General features: G+C 67.9%; 1 protein-coding gene. It reads left to right on the top strand.

All coding sequences use genetic code 11. The annotated features are described in order from the left end of the window. The coding region (locus TN53_RS43705) for a VOC family protein (protein WP_046264505.1) at positions 1 to 246 on the top strand (246 nt) is incomplete at its 5' end. Positions 247 to 312: the final 66 nt, after the last annotated feature.

The raw sequence follows: 312 nt of genomic DNA, 5'->3' as shown, positions 1-312 counted from the left end.
GGGGTGGGCCCGCGGCTGTACTTCCAGCGCGTCCCGGAAGGCAAGGTCGTCAAGAACCGGGTGCATCTCGATGTGCGAGCCGGCACCGGGCTCGTGGGTGAAGAGCGCCTCGCCACCCTCGAAGCCGAGTGCACACGACTCGTTGCGCTCGGCGCGACTCGCGTGGAACTGCTGCGTGCCGATGGCGTCGACGAGTCGTGCATCGTGATGCAGGACGTCGAGGGCAACGAGTTCTGTCTCGACTGAGCATCCTCGGAGAAGGGGAGGAGGGCGCTGTCTCCCGTGGGCCCTTCTCAGCGCGGGGCATCGCCG

The sequence above is a fragment of the Streptomyces sp. WM6386 genome, assembly GCF_000972385.1.
GTDB lineage: Bacteria > Actinomycetota > Actinomycetes > Streptomycetales > Streptomycetaceae > Streptomyces.
The sequence above is the reverse complement of the archived record's forward strand: the minus strand, read 5'-3'. Positions and strand labels throughout refer to the sequence as shown.